The 23,922-nt window shown below is 62.7% G+C and carries 19 protein-coding genes; 9 read left to right on the forward strand and 10 right to left on the reverse strand.

Annotation, left to right across the window (positions count from 1 at the left end; genetic code table 11):
* The first annotated feature begins 5 nt into the window (after positions 1–5).
* Together eutC and ACYAR8_RS15395 are read left to right on the forward strand one after the other, a co-directional pair.
* Positions 6–824 carry an ethanolamine ammonia-lyase subunit EutC gene (eutC, locus tag ACYAR8_RS15390; protein WP_463580340.1) on the forward strand — a complete coding sequence of 273 codons (819 nt, stop codon included), beginning with the start codon at positions 6–8 and terminating at the stop codon, positions 822–824.
* A 287-nt stretch (positions 825–1,111) separates the two neighbouring features.
* Complete coding sequence (locus ACYAR8_RS15395; protein ID WP_463580341.1) at positions 1,112–2,542, forward strand: CoA transferase; 1,431 nt, start codon at positions 1,112–1,114, stop codon at positions 2,540–2,542.
* 22 nt (positions 2,543–2,564) lie between these two features.
* On the opposite strand, the gene argC is transcribed toward ACYAR8_RS15395, so the two are convergent.
* Positions 2,565–3,488, reverse strand: a complete 924-nt coding sequence (argC, locus tag ACYAR8_RS15400; RefSeq protein ID WP_463580342.1) for an N-acetyl-gamma-glutamyl-phosphate reductase — start codon at positions 3,486–3,488, stop codon at positions 2,565–2,567.
* 117 nt (positions 3,489–3,605) lie between these two features.
* On the opposite strand from argC, the gene ACYAR8_RS15405 reads away from it, so the two are divergent.
* On the forward strand, positions 3,606–4,490 hold the full coding sequence (locus tag ACYAR8_RS15405; RefSeq protein WP_463580343.1) for a LysR family transcriptional regulator: 885 nt from the start codon (positions 3,606–3,608) through the stop codon (positions 4,488–4,490).
* Positions 4,491–4,575: 85 nt separating this feature from the next.
* On the opposite strand, the gene ACYAR8_RS15410 is transcribed toward ACYAR8_RS15405, so the two are convergent.
* Positions 4,576–5,007: a nuclear transport factor 2 family protein gene (locus ACYAR8_RS15410; RefSeq protein ID WP_463580344.1), complete on the reverse strand. Its 432-nt coding sequence runs from the start codon at positions 5,005–5,007 to the stop codon at positions 4,576–4,578.
* Positions 5,008–5,273: 266 nt separating this feature from the next.
* Here ACYAR8_RS15410 and yghX point away from each other — a divergent pair, with 266 nt between their 5' ends.
* From yghX to ACYAR8_RS15425, 3 genes are all read left to right on the forward strand, one after another.
* Positions 5,274–6,161 (forward strand): YghX family hydrolase, encoded by an 888-nt coding sequence (gene yghX, locus ACYAR8_RS15415; protein WP_463580345.1) that lies wholly within the window; start codon positions 5,274–5,276, stop codon positions 6,159–6,161.
* Between the two features lie 894 nt (positions 6,162–7,055).
* Positions 7,056–8,876: an allophanate hydrolase gene (atzF, locus tag ACYAR8_RS15420; protein ID WP_463580346.1), complete on the forward strand. Its 1,821-nt coding sequence runs from the start codon at positions 7,056–7,058 to the stop codon at positions 8,874–8,876.
* Between the two features lie 110 nt (positions 8,877–8,986).
* Positions 8,987–9,637, forward strand: a complete 651-nt coding sequence (locus ACYAR8_RS15425) for a GntR family transcriptional regulator (protein WP_463580347.1) — start codon at positions 8,987–8,989, stop codon at positions 9,635–9,637.
* Positions 9,638–9,679: 42 nt separating this feature from the next.
* On the opposite strand, the gene ACYAR8_RS15430 is transcribed toward ACYAR8_RS15425, so the two are convergent.
* Positions 9,680–10,552 (reverse strand): NAD(P)-dependent oxidoreductase, encoded by an 873-nt coding sequence (locus ACYAR8_RS15430; protein WP_108119607.1) that lies wholly within the window; start codon positions 10,550–10,552, stop codon positions 9,680–9,682.
* A gap of 146 nt (positions 10,553–10,698) precedes the next feature.
* Positions 10,699–11,637: a DMT family transporter gene (locus ACYAR8_RS15435; protein WP_463580348.1), complete on the reverse strand. Its 939-nt coding sequence runs from the start codon at positions 11,635–11,637 to the stop codon at positions 10,699–10,701.
* A 74-nt stretch (positions 11,638–11,711) separates the two neighbouring features.
* On the opposite strand from ACYAR8_RS15435, the gene ACYAR8_RS15440 reads away from it, so the two are divergent.
* Positions 11,712–12,566 carry a LysR family transcriptional regulator gene (locus tag ACYAR8_RS15440; protein WP_463580349.1) on the forward strand — a complete coding sequence of 285 codons (855 nt, stop codon included), beginning with the start codon at positions 11,712–11,714 and terminating at the stop codon, positions 12,564–12,566.
* A 12-nt stretch (positions 12,567–12,578) separates the two neighbouring features.
* On the opposite strand, the gene ACYAR8_RS15445 is transcribed toward ACYAR8_RS15440, so the two are convergent.
* The 4 genes from ACYAR8_RS15445 to ACYAR8_RS15460 form a co-directional block, all read right to left on the reverse strand.
* Positions 12,579–12,944 carry a glyoxalase superfamily protein gene (locus tag ACYAR8_RS15445; RefSeq protein WP_074893483.1) on the reverse strand — a complete coding sequence of 122 codons (366 nt, stop codon included), beginning with the start codon at positions 12,942–12,944 and terminating at the stop codon, positions 12,579–12,581.
* Positions 12,945–13,835: 891 nt separating this feature from the next.
* The gene (locus ACYAR8_RS15450; RefSeq protein WP_108119610.1) at positions 13,836–14,201 is read right to left on the reverse strand and encodes a hypothetical protein; all 366 of its coding nucleotides are present in this window, start codon (positions 14,199–14,201) and stop codon (positions 13,836–13,838) included.
* Between the two features lie 163 nt (positions 14,202–14,364).
* On the reverse strand, positions 14,365–15,114 hold the full coding sequence (locus tag ACYAR8_RS15455) for a creatininase family protein (protein ID WP_463580350.1): 750 nt from the start codon (positions 15,112–15,114) through the stop codon (positions 14,365–14,367).
* Between the two features lie 122 nt (positions 15,115–15,236).
* The gene (locus ACYAR8_RS15460) at positions 15,237–16,427 is read right to left on the reverse strand and encodes a GAF domain-containing sensor histidine kinase (RefSeq protein WP_074893477.1); all 1,191 of its coding nucleotides are present in this window, start codon (positions 16,425–16,427) and stop codon (positions 15,237–15,239) included.
* 308 nt (positions 16,428–16,735) lie between these two features.
* Between ACYAR8_RS15460 and ACYAR8_RS15465 the strand changes: the two genes are divergently transcribed.
* Both ACYAR8_RS15465 and ACYAR8_RS15470 read left to right on the forward strand, forming a co-directional pair.
* The gene (locus ACYAR8_RS15465; protein ID WP_074893475.1) at positions 16,736–18,073 is read left to right on the forward strand and encodes a PQQ-dependent sugar dehydrogenase; all 1,338 of its coding nucleotides are present in this window, start codon (positions 16,736–16,738) and stop codon (positions 18,071–18,073) included.
* 307 nt (positions 18,074–18,380) lie between these two features.
* On the forward strand, positions 18,381–19,070 hold the full coding sequence (locus ACYAR8_RS15470) for an ATPase (protein WP_463580351.1): 690 nt from the start codon (positions 18,381–18,383) through the stop codon (positions 19,068–19,070).
* A 287-nt stretch (positions 19,071–19,357) separates the two neighbouring features.
* Here the strand turns inward: ACYAR8_RS15470 and ACYAR8_RS15475 are convergent, their stop codons facing one another.
* Both ACYAR8_RS15475 and ACYAR8_RS15480 read right to left on the reverse strand, forming a co-directional pair.
* Positions 19,358–21,781 (reverse strand): glucose/quinate/shikimate family membrane-bound PQQ-dependent dehydrogenase, encoded by a 2,424-nt coding sequence (locus tag ACYAR8_RS15475; RefSeq protein WP_463580352.1) that lies wholly within the window; start codon positions 21,779–21,781, stop codon positions 19,358–19,360.
* A 225-nt stretch (positions 21,782–22,006) separates the two neighbouring features.
* A complete protein-coding gene (locus ACYAR8_RS15480; protein ID WP_074893469.1) occupies positions 22,007–22,432 on the reverse strand; it encodes an NUDIX hydrolase in 426 nt (141 codons plus the stop codon).
* Between the last annotated feature and the right edge of the window lie 1,490 nt (positions 22,433–23,922).

The raw sequence follows: 23,922 nt of genomic DNA on the forward strand, positions 1-23,922 counted from the left end.
GAGCCATGAGCGATGACAAGAAATCACCCGCACACGCGGATGCCTGGCAGCAGTTGCGCTCGCTGACCTCGGCGCGAATCGCCCTCGGGCATGCGGGCACGAGTTTGCCGACGGCGGCGCAGCTGGATTTCCAGTTCGCCCACGCCCAGGCCCGCGATGCCGTGCACCTGGCGTTCGATCACGGGGCGCTGGCCGAGCAACTCGCGAGCCGCTCCCGCGAGACGCTGACCCTGCAAAGCTCGGCCACCGACCGCCATATGTACCTGCAACGGCCTGATCTGGGGCGGCGTTTGTCCGAGGCGTCGGCTGCGCAACTGAAGGAGTACGCGGCGGCCCATCCTGACGGATTTGATCTGGCGCTGGTGGTCGCAGACGGCTTGTCTGCGCTGGCGGTGCAGCGTCACAGCCCGGCGATGCTGGAGCGTATTGACGAGATGGCGGCGGCGGAGGGCTGGAGCCTGGCGCCAGTGGTGCTGGTGGAACAGGGTCGCGTCGCCGTTGCCGATGAAATTGGCGCGCTGCTCAAGGCGCGCATGGTGGTGATCCTGATCGGCGAGCGGCCGGGCCTCAGCTCGCCGGACAGCCTCGGGCTGTATTTCACCTACGCACCGCGCGTGGGCCTGAACGACGCGGCGCGCAACTGCATTTCCAATGTGCGCCTTGAGGGGATGAGCTACGCCATGGCGGCGCACAAGTTGTTGTACCTGATGCGTGAGGCCTGGCGCCGGCAATTGTCCGGCGTGAACCTGAAAGACGACGCGCAAGTGCCGGTGCTGGAAGCGGGAGAGGGCAGCCGGCCGGGGAATTTTTTGCTGGGTGGGTGAATGTCTCAGACACTGCGGGGTTTTGTGGGACCGGCTTCAGCCGGGAGAGGCCAGTGCATTCGCTGCATCTCCACTGGCAGAGACACCGCTTTCCCGGCTAAAGCCGGTCATACATTTTAGGTCACAGCCAGTTTGACTGGATGCACGCGGTGCTTTTAGTAGGACCGGCTTCAGCCGGGAAGACGCCATCACATCCGCCGCATCTCCAGCGGCAGATACGCCAGCTTCACGCCCCTTCCCACACTCATTTGCTAGGCTGCTCTCACCACTTCCGAGAGCGCCGCCTTATGCCCACTGCCCATTCCGACACTGCCTGCACGCATTTCCTGCGCGAATTCTGGCTGGCCCTTGGCGGCGAGCCTCGCTATCTCGATCATCTTCAGATCACCGGCGAAGGCGCGCTGCCGTCAGCATTCCCGGTCACCGATTTCGCCACAGCCGCCATCGCTGCCGCGCACCTGGCGGTGGGCGAACTGATCGATCAGACCCACGGCACCTTGCCTCTGATCACCGTCGATCGGCGGCTGGCCTCGTTCTGGTTCAGCATCTCGCTCCAACCCCAAGGCTGGCTGCTGCCGGCGCTGTGGGATGCGGTGGCGGGGGATTACCGCGCGGCGGATGGCTGGATTCGTTTGCACACCAACGCACCGCACCATCGTCAGGCCGCTCTCGCCGTGCTGAAAACCGCCGCCGAGCGCGACGCGGTCGGTCAGGTGGTGCTGGGTTGGAAGACCCGTGAACTGGAACAGGCTGTGGTCGACAATCAGGGTTGCGCCGCCGCGATGGGCAGTGCGCTTGCCTGGCGCGAGCATCCCCAGGGTCGCGCCGTCGCTGCGGAACCTCTGTTGCATCGCACTGATGCGTCAGGGGGACCGGCTTCAGCCGGGAAGGGGGCGCATCCTTCAAGCCGCATCCGACCCGAATGGCGTGTGCCGCGCGAACGGCCCTTGCAAGGCATCCGCGTGCTCGACCTCACGCGCATTCTGGCCGGCCCGGTGGCGACGCGGTTTCTTGCCGGCTTCGGCGCCGAGGTCTTGCGCATCGATCCCCCTGGCTGGGACGAGCCGGGCACCGCGCCCGAAGTGGTGCTCGGCAAACGCTGCGCGCGGCTGAATTTGCGCGACCCTGCCGATCGCGCGGTGCTGGAGGGCTTGATCAGCGAAGCAGACGTGATGATTCACGGTTACCGCGCCGATGCCCTCGCGCGCCTTGGCCTCGGTGCTGAACGCCGCCGCCAGCTCAATCCCGGTCTGGTGGATGTCTCGCTGAACGCCTACGGCTGGACCGGCCCGTGGCGCGAGCGACGGGGTTTCGACAGCCTGGTGCAGATGAGTTGCGGCATCGCCGACGCCGGCAAGGTCGCAGCGGGCAGTGATCGGCCCGTGCCGCTGCCGGTGCAGGCGCTGGATCACGCCACGGGGTATTTGATGGCGGCGGCAGCGGTGCGCGGGTTGACTCAGCGACTGATCACCGGCAACGGCGTTCAAGTCCAGGCATCCCTGGCGCGCACCGCGTTATCGCTGATGTCGTTTGCCCCGACCGAGGCGCAGCCTTCAGCCCTACAGCCGTTGAATCCGAGCGATTATTCCGAAGACATCGAGCACACCGCCTGGGGACCGGCGCTGCGCCTCAAACCCGCCGGGCAGATCGACGGCACGCCGACCCACTGGGATTTACCGGCGAGCGCACTGGGCAGTGGCGACGCGAGATGGCTGTAACGCGTAACGGGTCGAACGCGCGTCAGCCACCCGCAATCATCAAATCCAGATTCTGCACTGCCGCCCCGGCCGCGCCTTTGCCGAGGTTGTCGAACACGGCGGCCAGCAACACGTGGCCATCGTTTTCAAACACCATCAGCCTCAAGTTATCCGTGCCGTTGAGCTGGCGCGGGTCGATCCCGGTCAGCGCGCGCGATTGCTCCATCGGCATCACTTCAACAAACCCGCTGCCCTGATAATGCTCCGCCAGCGCGGCATGCAGCGTCTTGCCGGTTACGGCGTGGGGCAGCAAGCGCGTTTGCAGCGCGATGGTCAGCACGATGCCCTGACGAAACGCGCCATAGGCCGGAACGAACACCGGCCGCTCGCTCAGCCCGCTGTACTGCTGGATTTCCGGGACGTGCTTGTGCGCCAGGCTAAGGCCGTAAATCTGAAACGGAATCGCCTGGGCCGCGTCCGGCCCTTCGAATTCATCGACACCGGCGCGGCCTTTGCCCGAATAGCCCGACACCGCGTTAATGCTGATCGGGTAGTCGCGCGGCAGCAGACCCGCCTCCAGCAACGGCCGCAACAAACCGATCGCCCCGGTGGGGTAGCAGCCGGGATTGCTGACGCGGCGGGCGGTGGCGATGCGTTGTTTCTGCGCTTCACTCATCTGCGCGAAACCGTAGACCCAGTCGGGGTGGGTGCGGTGCGCAGAGCTGGCGTCGATAACCCGCACGTCGGGATTGGTGATGCTCGCCGCTGCGTCCCGGGCAGCATCGTCAGGCAGGCACAGCACGGCAATGTCGCAGGCGTTGATCGCGGCGGCGCGGCTGGCCGGGTTTTTGCGATGCTCGGCCGGCAGCGTCACGACGTGCAGGTCGGTGCGGCCTTGCAGGCGCTGGTGAATCTGCAGGCCGGTGGTGCCTTGGTCGCCGTCGATGAAGATGATGGGCTGTGACATGGGTTTAGGTTTCCGCAGGAGGTCGTCAATGACCGACATCTTCGATTCTGCTCGCTGATAGCGAAAGTTGAATTTGATGACGGTACACTTCAGCTTTTCTGAAGGAAGGATTGGCCAGTGCGGGAAATCAGTCTGGATCGTTTGCGCACCCTGGTGGCCATCGCCGACCACGGTTCGTTTGCCGAAGCGGCGCGGGTGCTGAATCTCGCGCCGCCGACGGTCAGTCTGCACATCGCCGACCTCGAGCAACGGGTGGGCGGAACGTTGCTGTCGCGCACCCGCGGGCGGGTTCAGCCTTCGGCCATTGGTGACACCCTGATCGAGCGCGCGCGGCGCTTGCTGGCCGATGCCGAGCAGGCGCTGGAAGACGTCGAGCGTCAGGTCAAAGGGCTGGCCGGAAGGGTGCGACTCGGGGCGTCAACCGGCGTCATCGCGCAATTGCTGCCCCACGCGCTGGAAACCCTGGAGCAGTTGCATCCCGGCATCGACGTGCAGGTGGCGGTGCTGACGTCGCAACAGACCTTGCAAAAGCTCGCGGACGGCAGCCTGGACATCGGCGTGATTGCGCTGCCCCAGGCGCCGGTCAAGGGCCTGTCGATTCAGCCGTGGCGGCGCGACCCGGTGATGGCGTTTCTGCCGGCGCGCTGGGACTGTCCGCCGGTCATCACGCCGGCATGGCTCGCCGGTCAGCCGCTGATTCTCAACGACGCCACCACCCGTCTGTCCCGTCAGGTGGCAGAGTGGTTTGCCGGCGAGGGGCCGCAGCCGACGCCGCGCATTCAGCTCAATTACAACGATGCGATCAAGAGTCTGGTGGGGGCGGGCTACGGCGCGACGTTGCTGCCCCATGAGGCGTCCACCCCGGCGCCGGAAAGCCGCATTGTCATGCGTGCGTTGCAGCCGGCGTTGTGGCGGGAGTTGGGCATCGCGCACCGGGCCGGAAGCGTCGAACGCTCGACCGCGTATGTGCTGGCGGTGTTGCAGGAGCTGGAGGCGTTGTAGCTTTTTTTGGGGGGGAGCGGGTGCGGTCGCCGACCGGCCCATGATTTTGTCAGGCGCGGTCGGCGAGAACGGTGCGATCAGTCCGTCAGAACTTGAACGCCTGGCGCCCGATCAGCAGCCATTGGCCTTTCTGATTCTGCCAGACCTGAAAGTTTTCGATCTCGGTCGGCACGACCTTGCCACTGTTCACCGCCTCGGCCGAGAAGTGGTTGCGCACCAGGGCGACGTCGCCATTCATGTTGATTGTCTGGTTTTTCATTTCGAGGGTATTGAAACCGCTGCGACCGGTTTCGATGTCGGCGATGAACGCTTCCTTGTTCTGCACCTTGCCGCTGGAGTGTCCGTAGGTGACGTTGTCGGCCGTCAGCGCGCCCAGGGCGGCGATGTCTTTGTGCAGCATGGCCTGGGTCATTTTGTCGACGGCCTTGGCGACGTCTTGCTCATCGGCGGAGGGGGCTGCTGCGACGAAGCCTGAGAACAGGCACAAGAAGCCGAGGGTCAGTTTGAGTCTGGTCATGGGTGCATCCCTTTTTATTGTTGATGGAGCGTCATGCAGGAGCGGCTTTCGTTCGAAAGATGCTTTGTACGTCGTCGTACAACTGCGCCGCTCAGGCTAGCCCACAATGGGCGTGTTGGAAAGGGAGCGGTTGAAAGCGGACGCCGGCCGCGGCGCGGGGTGGTACAGGCCGGCGAAATACTGCTTTACTGAGGGCTCGGCGCGGCACGTTCAGGCGCTCGCTTTCGCGCCTGTGGCCGCTGAAATATCGATGAGGATGCGCACAGATGACCCGTCTCACCGCCAAAGACTTCGACCCGCAATTGCTTGAGCTTTACGACTACTACGTTCACGGCAAGATCAACCGCCGCGAGTTTCTCGATCGCGCCGCGGTGTTCGCCGTGGGCGGGCTTGCGGCGACGACGATTCTTGCCTCGCTGAGCCCCAATTACGCCTTGGCCGAGCAGGTCGAGTTCACCGACCCGGACATCATCGCCGAGTACATCACCTATCCGTCGCCCAAAGGTCACGGCCAGGTGCGCGGGTATCTGGTGCGGCCGGCGAAGGCTGACGGCAAAGTCGCCTCGGTGATGGTGGTGCATGAGAACCGCGGCCTTAATCCCTACATCGAAGACGTCGCACGCCGTGTGGCCAAAGCCGGGTTCATCGCTCTGGCGCCTGACGGTTTGTCCTCGGTCGGTGGCTACCCGGGCAATGACGACAAGGGTCGCGAGCTGCAGCAGAAGGTCGATCCGGAGAAGCTGATGAACGATTTCTTCGCCGGCATCGAGTGGTTGATGGCCCATCACGCTTCAACTGGCAAGGTCGGGATTACGGGGTTTTGTTACGGCGGAGGCGTCGCCAATGCCGCCGCTGTGGCCTATCCGGAGCTGGCGGCGGCGGTGCCGTTTTATGGCCGTCAACCCAAGGCTGAAGATGTCAGCCGGATCAAGGCGCCGTTGTTGTTGCATTACGCGGAGCTGGACAAGCCGATCACCGATGGTTGGCCGGCGTATGAGGCGGCATTGAAGGCGGCGGGGAAGACGTATGAGGCGCATATTTATAAGGGCGCCAACCATGGTTTTCATAACGATTCGACGCCGCGGTATGACGACGCTGCCGCGACATTGGCGTGGAGCCGGACGTTGGATTGGTTCAAGAAGTATCTGGTCTGAGGTGAGGCTGGGAGAAGATCAAGAGCGTCGGCCTGGGGGCAGACTGTTTCGCCTTCGGCGACTTACTTTTGAACAGCACCAAAAGTAAGCAAAAGTGCCTGCTCCTGGTTGGGCCCTTCCTTCGTCAGGGTTCCTTCACTCCGGTCTCGCTCCGTGGGCCCGCGCCGAACGGACATCCATGTCCTGACGGCGCTCTCGCCGCATCCATGCGGCTCGACCCACTGCGCGAGACCTGCGTTCAGCCTGCACCAAAGTCGCGATTGGTGTCGTCTGGACTTTTTGCGTACGAAGATCAAGATCAACAGCTTCCCGGCTAAAGCCGGTCCCACTGAAGGCACGCGCTGCTTTTAGTGGGACCGGCTTCAGCCGGGAAGAGGCCAGCGTGTTCGCCATCACTTTTGTTGATCGTTCCTCACTCTCCGCGTGGGAATGCATCCCCTGACGCTCTGCGTCACCGGTCTGGCTGAAGGAACGCGCACTCATTGTAGGACCGGCTTTAGCCGGGAAGAGGCCAGTGTGTTCGCCATCACTTTTGTTGATCGTTCCTCACGCTCCGCGTGGGAATGCATCCCCTGACGCTCCGCGGCACCGGTCTGGCTGAAGGAACGCGCACTCATTGTGGGACCGGCTTTAGCCGGGAAGAGGCCAGTGTGTTCGCCATCACTTTCGCGGTATGCCACCCGACGCCTTCCCGGCTAAAGCCGGTCCCACTGGGTGGTCGCGGTTTGGCGGGAGGCACCAAAACCCTGCACGCAGTGCCTCTTTGAAGCGCATGGTGGCTGCTCCAATAATCTGAAAACAACCCGCACCCCACGTCAGCAGGGGACTTCCACCCCCATGGCCCGGCTTTTGCTTTTGTTGAATCCAAACTTGGATACAAGATGGAAGCCTCCCATGCACGACCTCCCAAACGCTCATTTCGGCTGGACAATCAACGAGTGGCTGAATGCCTATCAGACCGGGCAGTTGTCGCCTGAAGTCCTGCTTTCGCTCTCCAGCGCCTACCCGGAAACCGACACCGCGTGGATCGCCCGGGCCAGTCAGGCGCAGCTCGGTGAGCAGCTCGATGCCCTCGCTGAGCGTCTTGCCGCGGTCAACGGCGACATCACTCAACTGCCGTTGTACGGCGTGCCGTTCGCGATCAAGGACAACATCGACGCAGCCGGCTGGCCGACGACGGCGGCGTGCCCGGAGTTTGCCTACACAGCGAGCAAAGACGCGACCGTGGTTGCCCGACTTCGCGCAGCGGGGGCGATCTTGATGGGCAAGACCAACCTGGATCAGTTCGCCACCGGCCTGGTCGGCACCCGCTCGCCCTACGGCGCCGTGCCCAACAGCTTCAACCCTGATTACGTCAGCGGCGGCTCCAGCTCCGGGTCTGCATCGGTGGTGGCGCGGGGGCTGGTGGCGTTTTCTCTGGGCACCGACACCGCCGGCTCGGGTCGGGTGCCCGCCGGGTTCAATAACATCGTCGGCCTGAAACCGACCAAGGGCCGTTTGCCCAACACCGGACTGGTGCCAGCGTGCAAGACGGTGGACTGCGTTTCCATCTTCGCGCTGACCGTGGACGACGCGCAGAAGGTCGCCGGCCTGGCCGAAGGCTTCGATGGCGACGACGCCTATTCCCGCCACAACCCGGGCACGGCACCGGTGGGTTTTCGCGTCGCGATGAAGCTGGCGGTGCCGGACACCCTGGAGTTCTTCGGCGATACGCAAAATCAAGCTGTGTTCGAACAGGCGCTGCATCGCTTGAGCGACATGGGCGCCGAGATCACCCGCATCGATTTCGCCCCGTTCAAGGCCCTGGCCGAGCAGTTGTATTACGGCCCGTGGGTTGCCGAACGCACAGTCGCTTTGACCACGATGCTGGAAACCAACCCCGACGCCATCAACCCGGTGGTGCGGGGCATTGTCGAAAGCGGCCTGGCTTACAGCGCCTGTGACGCCTACCGCGCCGAGTACCTGCGAGCCACGCTCAGCCGGCAGATCAACGACGCGTTGGCCGGTTTCGACGCACTGGTGGTGCCCACTTCCGCGACCCTGCGCACCCAGGGGGAAATGGCCGCCGAACCGGTGCTGTACAACTCGCAGTTCGGCTTCTACACCAACTTCACTAACCTGGCGGACCTCTCGGCCCTGGCATTGCCTGCCGGTATGCGCGCCGATGGCTTGCCTTCGGGAATCACGCTGATTGCGCCGGCCTGGCACGACACAGCGCTCGCTCAATTCGGCCAGCGCTGGCAGCAAAGCGTCGGTTTGCCGCTGGGCGCCACAGGTCGCTCACTCCCTGCGCCGACACTCTCGCCAGCGACTGCACCGCGCGGCAGCGTCCGCGTTGCCGTGGTGGGCGCACACCTGACCGGCATGCCGCTGAACGTTCAGCTCACGACACGCGATGCCGTGCTCGTTGAGCAGACGCTCACGGCAGGCGATTACCGGCTCTACGCCTTGCCCGGCACCGTGCCACCCAAGCCGGGGCTGGTGAAATCCGCAAGCGGTGCGTCGATCATCGTCGAGCTGTGGGACATCCCGTTGGCGCGCTTTGGCGAGTTTGTCGCCGAGATTCCCGCCCCACTGGGCATCGGCAACCTGACGCTGAAGGACGGCCGCAGCGTCAAGGGCTTCATCTGCGAACCCTGGGCGATTGATGACGCGCTGGACATCACCTCGTTCGGTGGCTGGCGCGCGTACATCGCCAGCCTGAAAAAGGCCTGACCTGACGCCTGACGCGGCCCCGAAACGCCGCCGCGTCAGGCGCAAAGATCACCCGACGGAGCACCCAGGCCATCATCCCTTCACAGACACCCAAACAGCGCCCGGACAACATGGCCGAGCGCATCTATCAGCAGGTCAAGGACGACATCTTCGAGTTCCGTCTGCTGCCGGGAGATCGCTTCAGCGAAGGCGAGGTGGCCGAGCGCGTGGCGGCAAGCCGCACGCCGGTGCGGCAGGCGCTGTATCGGCTGGAGCGCGAAGGCTATCTGGAGGTGTATTTCCGCAGCGGCTGGCGGGTGAGGGCGTTCGATTTCAACTATTTCGAAGAGCTTTACGATGTGCGCATCGTGCTGGAATGCGCGGCACTGGCGCGTCTGCAGGCGCTGGATCTGGAACTGCATCCGGTCATCGCCGAGCTGCAACACACCTGGCTCGTTGCGCCCTCCGAGCGCCTTGAAGACACCCAGCGGGTCTCAGCGCTGGACGAGCGTTTCCATTGCGCACTGTTGGAGGCGGCAGGCAACACCGAGATGGCACGCCTGCACCTGGAGATCACCGAGAAGATCCGCATCATTCGCCGCCTGGATTTCACCCAGGCGGCGCGCATTGAGGCCACCTACGACGAGCACGGTCAGATTCTCGACGCCGTGCTCAACCGCCAGACCGCGCAGGCCCAGCAGTTGCTGACTCGGCACATCGAAATCAGCAAGCAGGAAGTGCGCAAGATCACCCTGCACCGGCTCCACGTCGCCCGGCCATGAGCAGAGGTCTGCACCCCACATTAAAGGCAAACGACAAAGCACTCAGCGCGGATTGCGTCGCTCGGCCACTTCGGCCAACACCGCCAGGTCCATCTCGCCCTGACCGTGGTCAATGGCGTCCTGCAAGTGGGCGCGAATCATCTCGGCGCTCGGCATCTCCACTGAAACCTGGCTGGCCGCCGCCAACACCAGATCCACGTCCTTGAGCCCCAGCACCGCCTTGAATGCCGCCGGCTCGTAGGTGCGTTCGCCGATCAGCGCGCCATACCCGGCGTACACCGGACCGGGAAAGATCGTCCCCGACGCCAGCTCCACCAGATCGGCGGATTTCAGACCGTGGCGGGTGACCAGCACAGCAGCCTCGCTCATCGCCTCGATGGCCGAAACCAGCATGAAATTCATGGCCAGTTTCATGGCGTTGGCGCTGGAGGGTTTGTCGCCCATTCGCCAGGTCTTGCTGCCGATCAGGTCGAACAGCGGCTGTACCTTGTCGATGGCCTGGGCAGCGCCGGCGGCCATGATATTCAGCTTCGCAGCGGCGGCCATGTTAGGTCGGCCCATCACCGGCGCGGCGATGTAGTCGATGCCCTGTGCGGCGTGCAGCTCGGCCAGCTCGTCGGCGAAGGTCACGGAAATGGTCGCCATGTTGATGTGGATCAGCGGGCCCTTGAGTGGCTTGAGCAGGCCGGAATCCAGCAGCACGCTGCGTAAGGCCTTGTCGTCGGCGAGCATGCTGAACACCACGTCGGCGGCGAACGCCTGGGCAGGGTCGGTGACCGCCGTGGCGCCTTGTTCGACCAGCGGCTGCGCCGCCTCGGGGGACCGGTTCCAGACCAGCAGTTCATGACCGCCTTTCAACAGATTGCCAGCCACGGCCTGACCCATATTGCCGAGGCCCAAAAAGCCGATTTTCATGGGGATGCGCTCCAGTAGACGATGGGAGTACAGCGCGAGAAAGCGCCGAACGGGGCGAGCAAGATCGTTCACGACCTGTGCAGCTCACCTTCGTGAAGCATGGGACCGCGTCACTCTAGCAGCGTGCCCGCCCATTCCACGTGACATCACGCATGCTCTGCCGCCTGTCGCGCCTCGCCGCGTATCACCAGACCGATGCCGACCCCCGAGACCGCCATGCCCAGGGCCATCAGCCACGACAACGGCTCGTCGAACATGGCCCAGGCCAGCAGCAGCGTCAGCGGCGGGCTGAGGTAAAGCACACTGGCGACGCGGGTCGGCGTGGCCCGGCGCAGGCACATCCAGTACAGACCGTAACCGCCGACCGTCGACACCGACGTCCACAGCACACTCATCGCAAAGCCGGCATTGGGGACGGGCGCGAGACTCCCGTGCAGTCCGGCAACGAGGGCAAACACGAAGGTCGAGACGAAGCACTGCACCCACAGGTTGGGCAGCAGGCCCAGCGCTTGCGGATCGGGGGAATGTTTTTGCCACAGCGTGGCGACCGCCAGCGACAGCATGCCCAACACCGGCAGGGCATAGGCCCATGGCGGTGCGGTGCCCCAGGCCAGGGCGTCGTGGGTCGCCAGCATCACGCCCGCCAGGCCGATGAGCAAGCCGATCCATACGCTGCGGGTCAATCGCTGGCGGAGCACCACGGCCGCCAGCACGGCCATGCCGATCGGCAGCAGGTCGGCGAACAGCGCCGCCAGCCCGGCGGGCACGCCAAGGGCAATCCCCTCGGTCACGCCGAACAGATAACCGGTCATGGCCAGCAGGCCGATGCCGGCGTTTTTCAGCAGCACGGCGGGCGGCGTCTGGCGCAGTTGTCGGGCGACGAAGGGGAAGAGCAACAGCGTGACCAGGAGGCAACGCCAGAACACCACCAACGACGCCGGCGCGTAATCGATGGAGAAGCGCGCACCAATGAAGCCCGAACTCCAGATGACCACCAGCCCGGCTTCCAGCAGCGGCAAGGGGATCGCCCGGTGTGGGGACGGAAGGGTGAGGCTCACGTTGGTCAGTTCGTTTGAAGTGTTCATGGACCCAACGTACTCAACCGCCGTAATCTAATAAATCAAAATAAACGACAGCAGTGCTTCGGGATACGTAAACCATGAGCGCCATTCTGGATATCGAACAGGTCCGCACCTTTCACGCCGTGGCGCGCATCGGCAAGTTCAGCGCGGCGGCGGAACAGCTGCACAAAAGCCCGGCGGCGGTCAGCGTGCATGTGCAGCGGCTGGAAGCGGTGGCGGGCGGGCGACTGCTCAATCGCGACAATCAGTCGGTGTCGCTGACGCCGCTGGGCAAGCGTTTTCTGACCTCCACTGCGGCGCTGCTGAGCGCTCACGATCACGTGCTGGCCGAACTGCAGGGCACGCAGCTGGCGGGACGCATCACCCTCGGGGTGCCGGATGAATACGCCACGCACCTGATTCGTGACGTGCTGCCGATTTTCACCGCCGCGTGGCCGAACATCGTCCTGGAGCTGAAGACTGCACCCAGCTTCATTCTGCGTGATCAGGTGCGGCGGGGGCGTCTGCAAGTGGCGGTCATCGCCTTGCCGGAAGGCGAGTTGGGCGTGGACGATCAACTGCTGGTGTCGACGACGCCGGTGTGGGTCGGCGCCGCACATCACGCCGGGGATTGGCCGGACCCGTTGCCCCTCGCCGTGCATGCCGCGCAATGCTCGTATCGGCAAGCGATGATCGAGTCGCTCAAACGCAGCGGCCACCGCATGCGCATCGTGCTCGAGAGCTCGTCCAATCAAGCGGTCAAGGCCTGTGTCGAAGCAGGTTTGGGCATCAGCGTGATCGACCGCGCCCGGGTCACCGACGGCATGCGCATCCTTGATGGCCTGCCGCTGATCGCCGACCACGACATCATCGTCGTGCGCTCGTCAGCCTCCCACGGCGATGACGCGGTGGATTTGCTGCGGCGGGCGATCGGGCAGTATTTCCGCCTCTGAGGGCGGCGCGGTTCAGTCCTCGGACCGCTCGCAGAAGCGCAGGCGGTTGCCGAACGGGTCAGCGATTTCCATGACCTTGCCCCAGTCCAGGTCCTGAATGCCGGGCCGTGAATAGCCGTAGTTTTTTGCCAGCAGTTCGCGCTGCAGTCCGGCGATGTCGCTGACCGGCACGAAGAGCGTCGAGCCTGGCGTTGCGTCGCCATGGTGTTCGGTCAGGTGGATAACCAGTTGGTCGCGACGGGCCTGGGCATACAGCGGCAGACCCGGTTCAAAGCGGTGCTCCCATTCCAGGCTGAAGCCGAGAAAATCCACGTAGAACTCTTTCGCCTTGGCTTCGGAAAAAATACGAATCAGCGGTATCGCCGGGGACATCTGCACAGGGGCTCACTCCTTGATGATCTGAGCGGGCGATTCTAGCCCAGACTTCATAAGGGCGGTGTTCACACAGGCCACTTCCCGGCTGAAGCCGGTCCCACTGAGGGATTGCATGCACCTGTAGGACTGGCTTTAGCCGGGAAGGCGTCGGATGCCACGCTGCAAAAATTGATGGTGTTCACACGGGCCTCTTCCCGGCTGAAGCCGGTCCCACTGAGGGATTGCATGCACCTGTAGGACTGGCTTTAGCCGGGAAGGCGTCATATGCCACGCTGCAAAAATTGATGGTGTTCACACAGGCCTCTTCCCGGCTAAAGCCGGTCCCACTAACGGACTGCGTGCACCTGTAGGACTGGCTTTAGCCGGGAAGGCGTCGGATGCCACGCTGCAAAAATTGATGGTGTGTACACAGGCGTCTTCCCGGCTGAAGCCGGTCCCTTTGAGGGATTGCATGCACCTGTAGGACTGGCTTTAGCCGGGAAGGCGTCGGATGCCACGCTGCAAAAATTGATGGTGTTCACACAGGCCTCTTCCCGGCTGAAGCCGGTCCCACTAACGGACTGCGTGCACCTGTAGGACTGGCTTTAGCCGGGAACGCGTCATATGCCACGCTGCAAAATTGATGGTGTTCACACGCGCCTCTTCCCGGCTGAAGCCGGTCTCACTAACGGACTGCGTGCACCTGTAGGACTGGCTTTAGCCGGGAAGGCGTCGGATGCCACGCCGGGAAATTGAGGGTGTTCATACAGGCCTCTTCCCGGCTGAAGCCGGTCCCATTGATACAGCGCGTGAACTGGGTAGGACTGACCGGAAATGGGTGCAGCAGAAACAAAAACGGCGCCGTGCTGAAGATCAGCAGCGGCGCGCGTCTGAGAAGCGGGGGGGTGAGGCGGATTAGCTGCGCAGGTCTTTCTTGATTTCGTCTTCGTCCTTGTGAGGCGCCGCGGTCGGCAGCTCTGCAGGGTAGAACTCGCCCTTCAGATTCAGTGCGGCGATGCGTGTCTTAAGCTTTTCGATGACCAGATCGATGTCCTGTTGGTCATCGAGATCGTCCACACGCAGCCACAGGTGCGGAAGATTTTCAAAGTACACGCCGTCGATTTCCACATCGGCGGTCATCTCGCGATCCTGGCGCCACAGGCACTTGCGGTGAACAGTCGCCGGGTCCTGTGGCCAGGTTTCCGACGTGGTCAGCCAGACCTCGTGGTAATCCTGCAGATCAATTTCTTCAACTTTGTCCAGTGGGATAAAAGTATTCACATATCACCTGTCAGCCAAGGGGATCGGGCGAGGTCGTTGCGCTGCAGACTGCCCCAGATCCCATACCGTTTCAAAAAGCGCATACCACTATGGCCGCCGTTTGGCGGACGAGTTCAACGCCCGCGCGCTATTGCCGCACGGCTACCCCTGTCAACTAGCGACGTTAATGCAGCGCCGGTTCGCGACTGAACGCATCGACCGCACGCACCAGCCCCTTGGCCGCCAGCGCCACCAGCTCGCCGCCTTTTTCTGGTGTGGCCAGCGCAGGGTCAGAACCCATGCGGCCATCGGGGAAGCGCGCGCGAAAATCCTTCGCCTCGCGGATCGGCCCTGAAGGGGCAATTTGCGGCGAGTAGTGCGCTGATTTGATCGAGTCCGGGTAGGCCCACTGGGTCACCGCGATCTCGGACGGCGTCGCGTGGGAGCCGTGGCCCACCGGAAACTGCCGATGGGCCAGTTCGCCAACGGCCTCAAGGTCCCACCAGTTGGTCAGCTTCAGGGCGAAGCCGGCAGAACGTCCGGCGAAACTGGCCTCCGCGTACAGCTCGGAAAACGCGGCCTCAATGGACGCGACGTTGCCGCCATGTCCGTTGAGGAAGAGGATTTTTTCAAACCCGTGCCCCGCCAGCGAGCGCGCCCAGTCACCAATGGCGGCGATGAACGTCGAGGGGCGCAGCGAGATCGTGCCGGGAAAGCCCAGATGGTGCTGGGCCATGCCGATGTTGAAGGTCGGCGCAATCAGGATATCGGCGCTCTTCTGCGCTTCATGGGCGATGATCTGCGGGCACATCCAGTCGGTGCCGAGCAGGCCGGTGGGGCCGTGTTGTTCGTTCGAACCGATGGGCACGACGACCGTGCGGCTGCGTTTGAGAAACTGCTCGATCTCGATCCATGTGGACTGGTGCAGAAGCATGTCAGGTGCTCTCCTCAAAAAAGTGGGCTTCAGAAAAGTGGTCTTCAGAAAAATGGGGCGAGCGAAAAATCAGTGTGCCCGCGATGCTATGGCGCGCACGTGGCGCCATCACCTCTCAGCACTCAAGCGGATTGGGCACAGGGAAAGCGCGCGATGAAACAGGTGCCCAGCTGCGCCGATGAGCTCACGGTCAAGGTGCCGTTGTGAGCGCTGGCGATCTGCGACGCGATGTACAGCCCAAGACCGAGGCCTTCGCCGCGCCCGCCCGCTTCGGACCGGGTGAATGGCTCGAACAGCAACGGCATCAGCCGTGGCGAGATGGGCGCGCCGCGATTCATGACGGAAATGATGACCTGATCGGATTCCTGCCAGATGTGCAGGTCAATCGGCGACGTGAGTGAACCATGGGTCACCGCGTTGCCCAGCAGATTGGACAGCAACTGGCTGATGCGCAGAGGGTCGCAGTACACACTCTCGGTGAGGTCGATGGCTTCGTTGAACGTCGCCTGCGGGTGCGAGGCGCGGATCTCGTCCACCGTCGCTTTCAGTACGTCGGTGAGATCGTCGGTGGCCTGGCACTTCACCGGAATGCCGCCACCCATACGGCCCCTGGCGAAGTCCAGCACGTTCTCGATCAGCGCGCCCATGCGGATCGAACTCTGCCGTATGGCAGCGACCAGCCCCTGGGAGCGCTTGTCTTCGGTTTTGGTCGCAAGCAGGTCGGCGCTCATGCGGATCGCACTCAACGGTGTACGCAGGTCGTGCCCCAGCACCGCCATGAATTGCTCGCGCAGCCGGCCGTTCTCATTGGCGTCGGTCAGCTCGGCGCGGACACTGTCCAGATGACCCTGTGTGTCCAGGCTCATGGCGATCAACTGCGCGAACAGGGTCAGCGTCTTGACGATGGCGGGATCAGTCAGATCGGCCGGTACCGAATCGATCGCGCACAGCGTGCCGAAGAAGCGGCCATCGGCCTGAACGATGGGGATCGAGATGTAGCTTTCCAGCCCGTAGGTGAGGGGCGTGTGATGAGTGGCGAAGTGCGGGTCGGCGCTGGCGTGGCCGAACACCACGGGCTGCTGATGCTGCCTGATCTCGTGGCAGATGGTCGACTCCAGCACCAGTTCGCCGCCCGGCTTGAGGCCGAAATTGATGGAGTCGTCGACGGCGCAGGCCACCCAGTGACTTTCCGTGACCCTGGCGATCGCGGCGAAGCGCATGCCCGTCATGTGCTTGACCATGCTCAGAATCACGGGCACAGCGGGGATTTCAAGGATCGCCTCAACATCCAAGGCAAACTCTGGGCGGGTCATTGGATCTGGCTCTGGGGGTAATAGAAGGGAGCGTATCTAAAATCGGCCAGCATGGCTAACCCCTCGGTCCCGCAAGCGAGGTGTCGACGCGGATTATTGAACCCTCGCGCCCATGGCGGGGTCGTTTTATGGGTGCCCCAAGGGCAAATGTCATTTGCGTCCCATGGGCTGTTTGCTGTTGGTCGACGTGGCGATACTTGTCAGTCTTATGTCCCTCGAAGCTTATGCTTCTCTAAAGCTCTCGGTTTCTCAGCGCTTTTTAATTCTTAAAACAATGGGCCCATGGATGGCCGCCGCGAGGTTGAACGATGATTGCGATGCACCGATTTGCACTGTTGATGACCACTGCTGCGATGCTCAGTGCCTGTGGCGAGACCGCCAAGCTGCCGTTTCAGGCCGGCGTAGGCGCTCAGCCGCAACTCCCCGAGCCCAACAGCACGCTGATTCCGACGGTGAAGGTGTCCAAGGCCGTCGGCTGGAAGGGTACCGACACGCCCAAGGCTGCCGAAGGCTTCAAGGTCAGCGCACTGGCCGAGAACCTCGATCACCCGCGCTGGCTGTACAGCCTGCCCAACGGCGACATCCTGGTCGCCGAAAGCAACAAGCCGCCCAAGCCTGAAGGCGCGACGGACGGCGGGCCGGGCGTAATGGCCTGGATCAAGCGCACCGCCACCGGGATCGTCATGAGCCGGGTCGGTGCCGAAGCCGAGAGCGCCAATCGCATCAGCATCCTGCGCGATGCCGACGGCGATGGCCGGGCGGAAATGAAGAAGGTGTTCATCAGCGGCTTGACGTCGCCATTCGGCATGGTGCTGGTGGGCAACGAGCTGTTCATCGCCAACGCCGACGCCGTGGTAAAGGTCCCGTACAACGACGGCCAGACCGAAAGCACGGCCACGCCGGTGAAAGTCACCGACCTGCCGGCAGGCATCAATCACCACTGGACCAAGAACATCATTGCCAACCGCGAAGGCACCAAGCTCTACGTCACCGTGGGCTCCAACAGCAACGTGGCCGAAAACGGTATGGAAGCCGAAGAGGGCCGTGCGGCGGTCTGGGAAGTGGACGTCAAGACCGGGCAAAAGCGCCTGTTCGCCAGCGGCCTGCGCAACCCCAACGGGCTGGCGTGGAAGCCGGGCAGTAACGAGCTGTGGACGGTGGTCAACGAACGTGACGAAATCGGCAGCGACCTGGTGCCGGATTACCTGACCTCGGTCAAGGACGGCGCGTTTTATGGCTGGCCGTGGAGCTATTACGGTAACCACGTCGACAGCCGCTTGCAGCCGCCGCGCCCGGACATGGTCGCCAAGGCCATCGCGCCGGATTACGCCCTCGGCACCCACGTCGCGCCGCTGGGCCTGACCTGGTCCGACCCGCGTGGCATGCCGGCCAAATTTGCTGACGGCGTATTCGTCGGCGAACACGGCTCGTGGAACCGCAATCCCCAGGCCGGCTATAAAGTCGTGTTCATCGGCTTCAAGGATGGCCGTCCGACCGGCCTGCCGGTGGACGTCCTGACCGGCTTCCTCAACGCCGACGGCGACGCACAGGGCCGTCCGGTCGGTGTGATCCTCGACAAGCAGGGCGCGTTGCTGGTCGCAGACGATGTGGGCAACAAGGTCTGGCGCGTCAGTCAGGCCAAGTGATGCCTTAGTAATAAACGGAAAATGCCGGTGATGATGACCGGCATTTTTCGTTTGGGGGGGCTATTTACCTTCTGACCGAGGCGTGCAAATCAGGTTGAACGTCCCTCCACCGCCTGGCGTCATATTTTTACGGGGGATGCGGCGTTCCTAGGGCGATCCGGCATTGTTGACGCATCGGTAAAGGTGTTTCTCAAAGTCCATATCATTCCTGAAATCGATAGTGAACATCACGGTAGGCGAGTTCTCTTTTTCCCGGAAGAGAGGAGGATGGCCCCGTACCGAATTTGCTTTTGAAGGACGCCACGCGATGAACATTTCAACCCTGCTGACCCTTGTCGCCGTGCTCTCCAGCGGTTTCTTCGCTACGGGTTCTGCTGTTGCAGCAGGCACCGCTTCAGCGGCGGACGCCGAGGCGTGCCATTTGCTGCCGGTGGTTGAAAGCCGCGTGCCGCTGCAGTCCTCCCAAAGCGTTGGTGTGCTGTACAGCGAAAACACCGTCGGCACCCTCGAATACCTTGAGCGTTATCACGCGGTGGCGCTGAAAGGCGTCAAAAATGGCGGGCTGGATTCGCGCATTCGCGAGGCGTTTGTCAGCAGTTCCGATCCGAAGCTGGCGATGGACTGGCTGAAAGGCTCGCTGCAGAAGCAGTTTGCGTCGGTGACCGTGTACGACAACCTCGATGCGCTGATGCAGGCGCGGCCGGAGGTGGTGGTCATGCTCGACACCTACAGCCGGCTGGTGTCCCAGCGTAACTCCCAAGTGGAAGCGCGTTTCATCGCGAAGTTCTACGACTCGAACCTGCAATACATCGGCAAGGCTGAAGGCCTCGGTGCGAAAGAGCTGACCTCGGTGTGGGTCCGCGGCAAGGCCGCGCCGGAGATCGCCGCTCAGATCAACCAGCAGCGCGACCTGCAGATCAATGCCCTGAAGCAGTTCGATGCTTCGCTCAAAGCGCTGGTGACCACAGGTAACTCGGCGGAAGTGGCGAGTAATTGATTGCTGCGTATTCCTCCAATTTTTGCGGTGTCAGATCCAATGCTTTCCCGGCTAAAGCCGGTCCTACAGACTGCACTCGGTGTTTAGTGGGACCGGCTTTAGCCGGGAAGAGGCCAGTGTAATCACCCTGGATTTTGCAGTGTGACAACCGACGCCTTCCCGGCTGAAGCCGGTCCTACAAGTTGAATGCGTCCCTACCAGGTGAATCCGGCCTGAGCCTATCCCCTGATGCAACAAAAAACCGCTGCGCCCTCCTCAAGGCGTCAGCGGTTTTTTTGTGGGGGCGGTTACTTGCCGTCAGGCAGCGCGTAGGCAATCACGTAATCACCGCGATCCTTCGACTGACGGGCGCCGCCAGCCGTGACGACGATGTATTGCTTGCCGGTCTTCGGCGATACATACGTCATCGGGCCGCCCTGGCTCCCTACCGGCAAGCGGGCTTTCCAGGCTTCTTCGCCGTTGGCGCTGTTGAACGCACGCAGGTAGTAATCCTGGGTGCCGGCGATGAACACTAACCCGCCTTGAGTCGACAGCGTGCCACCCAGCGTCGGCATGCCGATCGGCAGCGGCAGGTGCATTTTGATGCCCATCGGGCCGGTGTCCTGGACGGTGCCGACCGGCACCTGCCAGGCGATCTGTTGGGTCTTCATGTCGATGGCAGTCAAGGTGCCAAACGGCGGCGCCTGGCACGGGATGCCCGCCACGGACAGGAAGCGGTTTTTGTTGACGGCGTACGGCGTGCCTTTCAGTGGCACAGCGCCCATGCCGGTGTTCAATGCCTCACCGCCGGAGGCTGCGATGGCGTCCTTCAGCTGCGGCACCATCTGAATCCACAGGCCCAGGCGCATGTCATTGACGAAGATGAAGCCGTGAACCGGATCGGTCGACAGGCTGCCCCAGTTCATCCCGCCCAGTGATCCCGGAAAACTCAGGGAGACATCGGTGCCCGGCGCAGTGAACAGGCCGTCGTAGCGCATCTTCTTGAACGAGATCCGGCACAGCAACTGGTCGAACGGTGTGGCGCCCCACATGTCCGATTCGGTCAGCGTCTGCGCACCGATCTGCGGCATGCCGACCGATTTTGGCTGGGTCGGCGAATACGGTTCGTTAGGGATATTCGACGCCTTGACCGGGACTTCCGTCACTTTGGTCAGCGGCTGGCCGGTGTGTCGATCGAGGACGAAAATCTGCCCAGCCTTGGTACCGATCACAAGCGCCGGCACCTTGCTGCCATCAGGCTTGGCGAAGTCGATCAGGCTCGGCTGCATCGGCAGGTCGAAATCCCATAGGTCGTTATGGACCGTCTGATACACCCACTTCTGTACGCCGGTGGTGGCGTTCAATGCCAGCACCGATGCGCCGTACGTGTGGTCGAGCTCAGTGCGCTTGACGCCATAAATGTCGGTGGACGAGCTGCCCATCGGCAGGAACAGCGTGTTCATGGCTGGGTCGTAGGACATCGGCGCCCAACTGTTCGGCGTGCTACGCACGTAAGTCTTGTCAGCGGACGGCGCCTGTTTGTCTTCGGGATTGCCCGGATCGAACGCCCAGCGCATCTGCCCGGTGACCACGTCAAAGCCACGGATCACGCCGCCGGGCATGTCGGCCTGAACGTTGTCGGCCACGCGTCCGCCGACGACCACGGTGGTCCCGGCCATCAGCGGTGCCGATGACAGTTGATAGTAGGAATCGGGCACGTTGCCCAGGCCGGCTTTGAGGTGGACCTGGCCGTTGTTGCCGAAGCCCTGGCAAAACTCGCCGGTGTCGGCGTCCACGGCAATCAGCCGCGCATCGATGGTGTTGGTGAGCAGACGACGCTGGCAGTTGGCGCCAGCCGGCACAGCGACCGACGCCGCAGGCGTGCTGCCATCGGTGGGTGGCGCGACCGGGGCGCTGGCGTCGAAATAAGCCAGGCCTCGGCAGCGCTGCCACACGGCGGACTTGGCGTTGATGTCGTTCTTCCACAGCTGCTTGCCGGTGTCGGCGTCCAGCGCGATGACGTTGTTATGGGGCGTGCAGATGAACACCTTGTCGCCGACCTGCAGCGGGGTCATCTGGTCTTCGGCGCCGTTGCCGTCGCTGAGGGCGACGTCGCCGGTGTGGTAGGTCCAGGCCGGCACCAGCTTGCTGACGTTGTCGCGGTTGATCTGGTCCAGCGCGGCGAAGCGGCTGCCGCCTTCATCGTTGCCGTAATGCGCCCAGTCTTTCTGCGCGCGTGCCGGATCGACTTTGGTCAGTCCCGGGCCAGTCCCCGTTGGCGATACCGACGCATGGGGCTGAAACATGCCCCAGGCTCCGGCCACGATCGCCAACGCCAGCACACCGCTGGCGACGTAACCGCCGCGACCGGCTGCGAGGCCATTGGCCTTGCGCAGGGAAGGGTAGATCAGCGCGACCAGCAGGCTCAGCACCCCGAGGGCAAACAGGCGGGACACCAACGGCCAGAACACCAGCCCGGCGTCCACCAGCGCCCAGATCAGCGTCAGCAGCATCACCGCCGCAAATAGCCACGCGCCTGAAACGCGTGCTCTGAACAGCTGGATAGCCGAGACCATCAGGCCCAGACCGGCCAGCAGGAAGTACGCGCTGCCGCCCAGCGTGGCGAGGTAGCCGCCGCCCGCTGCGAAGAGTAATCCGAAAACCAGCACGCCCAGCGCGACGACCCGAATGGGCCAGCGGCTGACGGCTGCCGAAGAAGGTGAGTGATTCATGAGGCATTCCTGCTGACGCGAAGAAGGGCCGTGGACGACCGATCAAGTGAGGTGAGGGCGAGGGTTGAGAGCGTGGTTACTGCCGCAGTAGGTGTCTTGGGGCATTGTCCTTCGCTAATTAACTGTTTGGTTAATTTTGGCGAAGATAGCAAAAAACCGCAGGCGCTGCGTCAATTTGTCTCTGTTTGGGTAAGTCGGGGCGGGCGCCTCTCGGGGCTGGACGTGTCAGCGCTGCTGATCCATGAACATGCGTAAACGGTGTTGCAGGCGGTCAACTGCGGTGTCCATCCCAAGAAACGCGTCGACCGTCATCACTTGCCAGCGCTGACCTTCATCGCCGAAGACCACCTGATCGAACAGCCCGTCATCCACTTCAGCAACGAAAAACCAGGTGTCGAGCCCGTTGCTGCCCTGACCCGGGTAGACCTGCTTGTGAATGATGGAAGCGGTGTCGAGGACGATGCCGAATTCCTCCATAGTCTCCCGCACCGCGCATTCTTCTGGCGTCTCATCGCCCTCGCGCCCGCCGCCGGGCAGGTCCCACAGATTCGGCCAAGGAATCTCAGGTTTGTCATCGCGTTGATAAGTGAGCAGCGTGCCTTTGCACAGGATCGCGACTTTCGCGCCGGAGAAGGGAGGATGCTTGGACATGATTGCGCCTTCATGGAGTCAGTGCGGATAACCTAGCACTTCCTGGCTGGGGCATCCTCGTGCGCTATTGGGACTGACACACCGCAGTCAATCAGTGGGACCGGCTTCAGCCGGGAAGGCGTCAGCGGTCACTCTGCAAATTTGATGGTGTTCACGCCGGCCTCTTCCCGGCTAAAGCCAGTCCCACTAAAAGCATCGCGTGCATCCATCGGAATCGGTGTGGTCCCTATGAAACTGACACACCGCCGTCATTAGTGGGACCGGCTTCAGCCGGGAAGGCGTCAGTCGTCACCCTGAAAAAGTGATGCTGATCACGCTGGCCTTTTCCCGGCTAAAGCCAGTCCTACTAAAAGCATCGCGTGCATCCAGTGGTACTGAGGGTGTCCCGATGAAGCTGACACACCTCAGTCATCCAGTGGGACCGGCTTCAGCCGGGGAGGCGTCAGCGGTCACACTGCAAATTTGATGGTGTTCACGCTGACCTCTTCCCGGCTAAAGCCAGTCCCACTAAAAGCATCGCGTGCATCCAGCGGAATCGGTGTGGTCCCGATGAAACTGACACACCGCCGTCATCCAGTGGGACCGGCTTCAGACGGGAAGGCGTGAGCGGTCACACTGCAAATTTGATGGTGTTCATACTGACCTCTTCCCGGCTAAAGCCAGTCCTACTAAAAGCATCGCGTACATCCAGCGTCGCCGATGATGTCCCGATGAAACTGACACACCGCCGTCATTAGTGGGACCGGCTTCAGCCGGGAAGGCGTCAGTCGTCACACTGCAAAGTTGATGGTGTTCACGCTGACCTCTTCCCGGCTAAAGCCGGTCCCACTGAAAGCGTCGCGTGCATCCAGCGGAATCGGTGTGGGTCCCGATGAAACTGACACACCGCAGTCATCCAGTGGGACCGGCTTCAGCCGGGAAGGCGTCAGCGGTCACACTGCAAAGTTGATGGTGTTCACGCTGACCTCTTCCCGGCTAAAGCCAGTCCCACTAAAAGCATCGCGTGCATCCAGCGGAATCGGTGTGGTCCCGATGAAACTGACACACCGCCGTCACCTCGTAGGACCGGCTTCAGCCGGGAAGGCGTCAGCGGTCACTCTGCAAATTTGATGGTGTTCACGCCGGCCTCTTCCCGGCTAAAGCCAGTCCCACTAAAAGCATCGCGTTTATCCAGTGGCACTGAGGGTGTTTCGATGAAACTGACACACCTCAGTCATCCAGTGGGACCGGCTTCAGCCGGGAAGGCGTCAGCGGTCACACTGCAAATTTGATGGTGTTCATACTGACCTCTTCCCGGCTAAAGCCAGTCCCACTAAAAGCATCGCGTTTATCCAGTGGCACTGAGGGTGTTCCGATGAAACTGACACACCGCAGTCATTAGTGGGACCGGCTTCAGCCGGGAAGGCGTCAGCGGTCACACTGCAAAGTTGATGGTGTTCACGCTGACCTCTTCCCGGCTAAAGCCAGTCCCACTAAAAGCATCGCGTGCA

The sequence above is a fragment of the Pseudomonas sp. HP_01 genome (assembly GCF_055284355.1).

Bases quoted from the DNA above. Each gene is read 5' to 3' on its own strand.
- ACYAR8_RS15395 (WP_463580341.1), top strand. From the start codon at position 1,112: ATGCCCACTGCCCATTCCGACACTGCCTGCACGCATTTCCTGCGCGAA.
- atzF (WP_463580346.1), top strand. From the start codon at position 7,056: ATGCACGACCTCCCAAACGCTCATTTCGGCTGGACAATCAACGAGTGG.
- ACYAR8_RS15430 (WP_108119607.1), bottom strand. From the start codon at position 10,552: ATGAAAATCGGCTTTTTGGGCCTCGGCAATATGGGTCAGGCCGTGGCT.
- ACYAR8_RS15435 (WP_463580348.1), bottom strand. From the start codon at position 11,637: ATGAACACTTCAAACGAACTGACCAACGTGAGCCTCACCCTTCCGTCC.
- eutC (WP_463580340.1), top strand. From the start codon at position 6: ATGAGCGATGACAAGAAATCACCCGCACACGCGGATGCCTGGCAGCAG.
- yghX (WP_463580345.1), top strand. From the start codon at position 5,274: ATGACCCGTCTCACCGCCAAAGACTTCGACCCGCAATTGCTTGAGCTT.
- ACYAR8_RS15480 (WP_074893469.1), bottom strand. From the start codon at position 22,432: ATGTCCAAGCATCCTCCCTTCTCCGGCGCGAAAGTCGCGATCCTGTGC.
- ACYAR8_RS15455 (WP_463580350.1), bottom strand. From the start codon at position 15,114: ATGCTTCTGCACCAGTCCACATGGATCGAGATCGAGCAGTTTCTCAAA.
- ACYAR8_RS15410 (WP_463580344.1), bottom strand. From the start codon at position 5,007: ATGACCAGACTCAAACTGACCCTCGGCTTCTTGTGCCTGTTCTCAGGC.
- ACYAR8_RS15470 (WP_463580351.1), top strand. From the start codon at position 18,381: ATGAACATTTCAACCCTGCTGACCCTTGTCGCCGTGCTCTCCAGCGGT.
- ACYAR8_RS15465 (WP_074893475.1), top strand. From the start codon at position 16,736: ATGATTGCGATGCACCGATTTGCACTGTTGATGACCACTGCTGCGATG.
- ACYAR8_RS15460 (WP_074893477.1), bottom strand. From the start codon at position 16,427: ATGACCCGCCCAGAGTTTGCCTTGGATGTTGAGGCGATCCTTGAAATC.
- ACYAR8_RS15440 (WP_463580349.1), top strand. From the start codon at position 11,712: ATGAGCGCCATTCTGGATATCGAACAGGTCCGCACCTTTCACGCCGTG.
- argC (WP_463580342.1), bottom strand. From the start codon at position 3,488: ATGTCACAGCCCATCATCTTCATCGACGGCGACCAAGGCACCACCGGC.
- ACYAR8_RS15425 (WP_463580347.1), top strand. From the start codon at position 8,987: ATGGCCGAGCGCATCTATCAGCAGGTCAAGGACGACATCTTCGAGTTC.
- ACYAR8_RS15475 (WP_463580352.1), bottom strand. From the start codon at position 21,781: ATGAATCACTCACCTTCTTCGGCAGCCGTCAGCCGCTGGCCCATTCGG.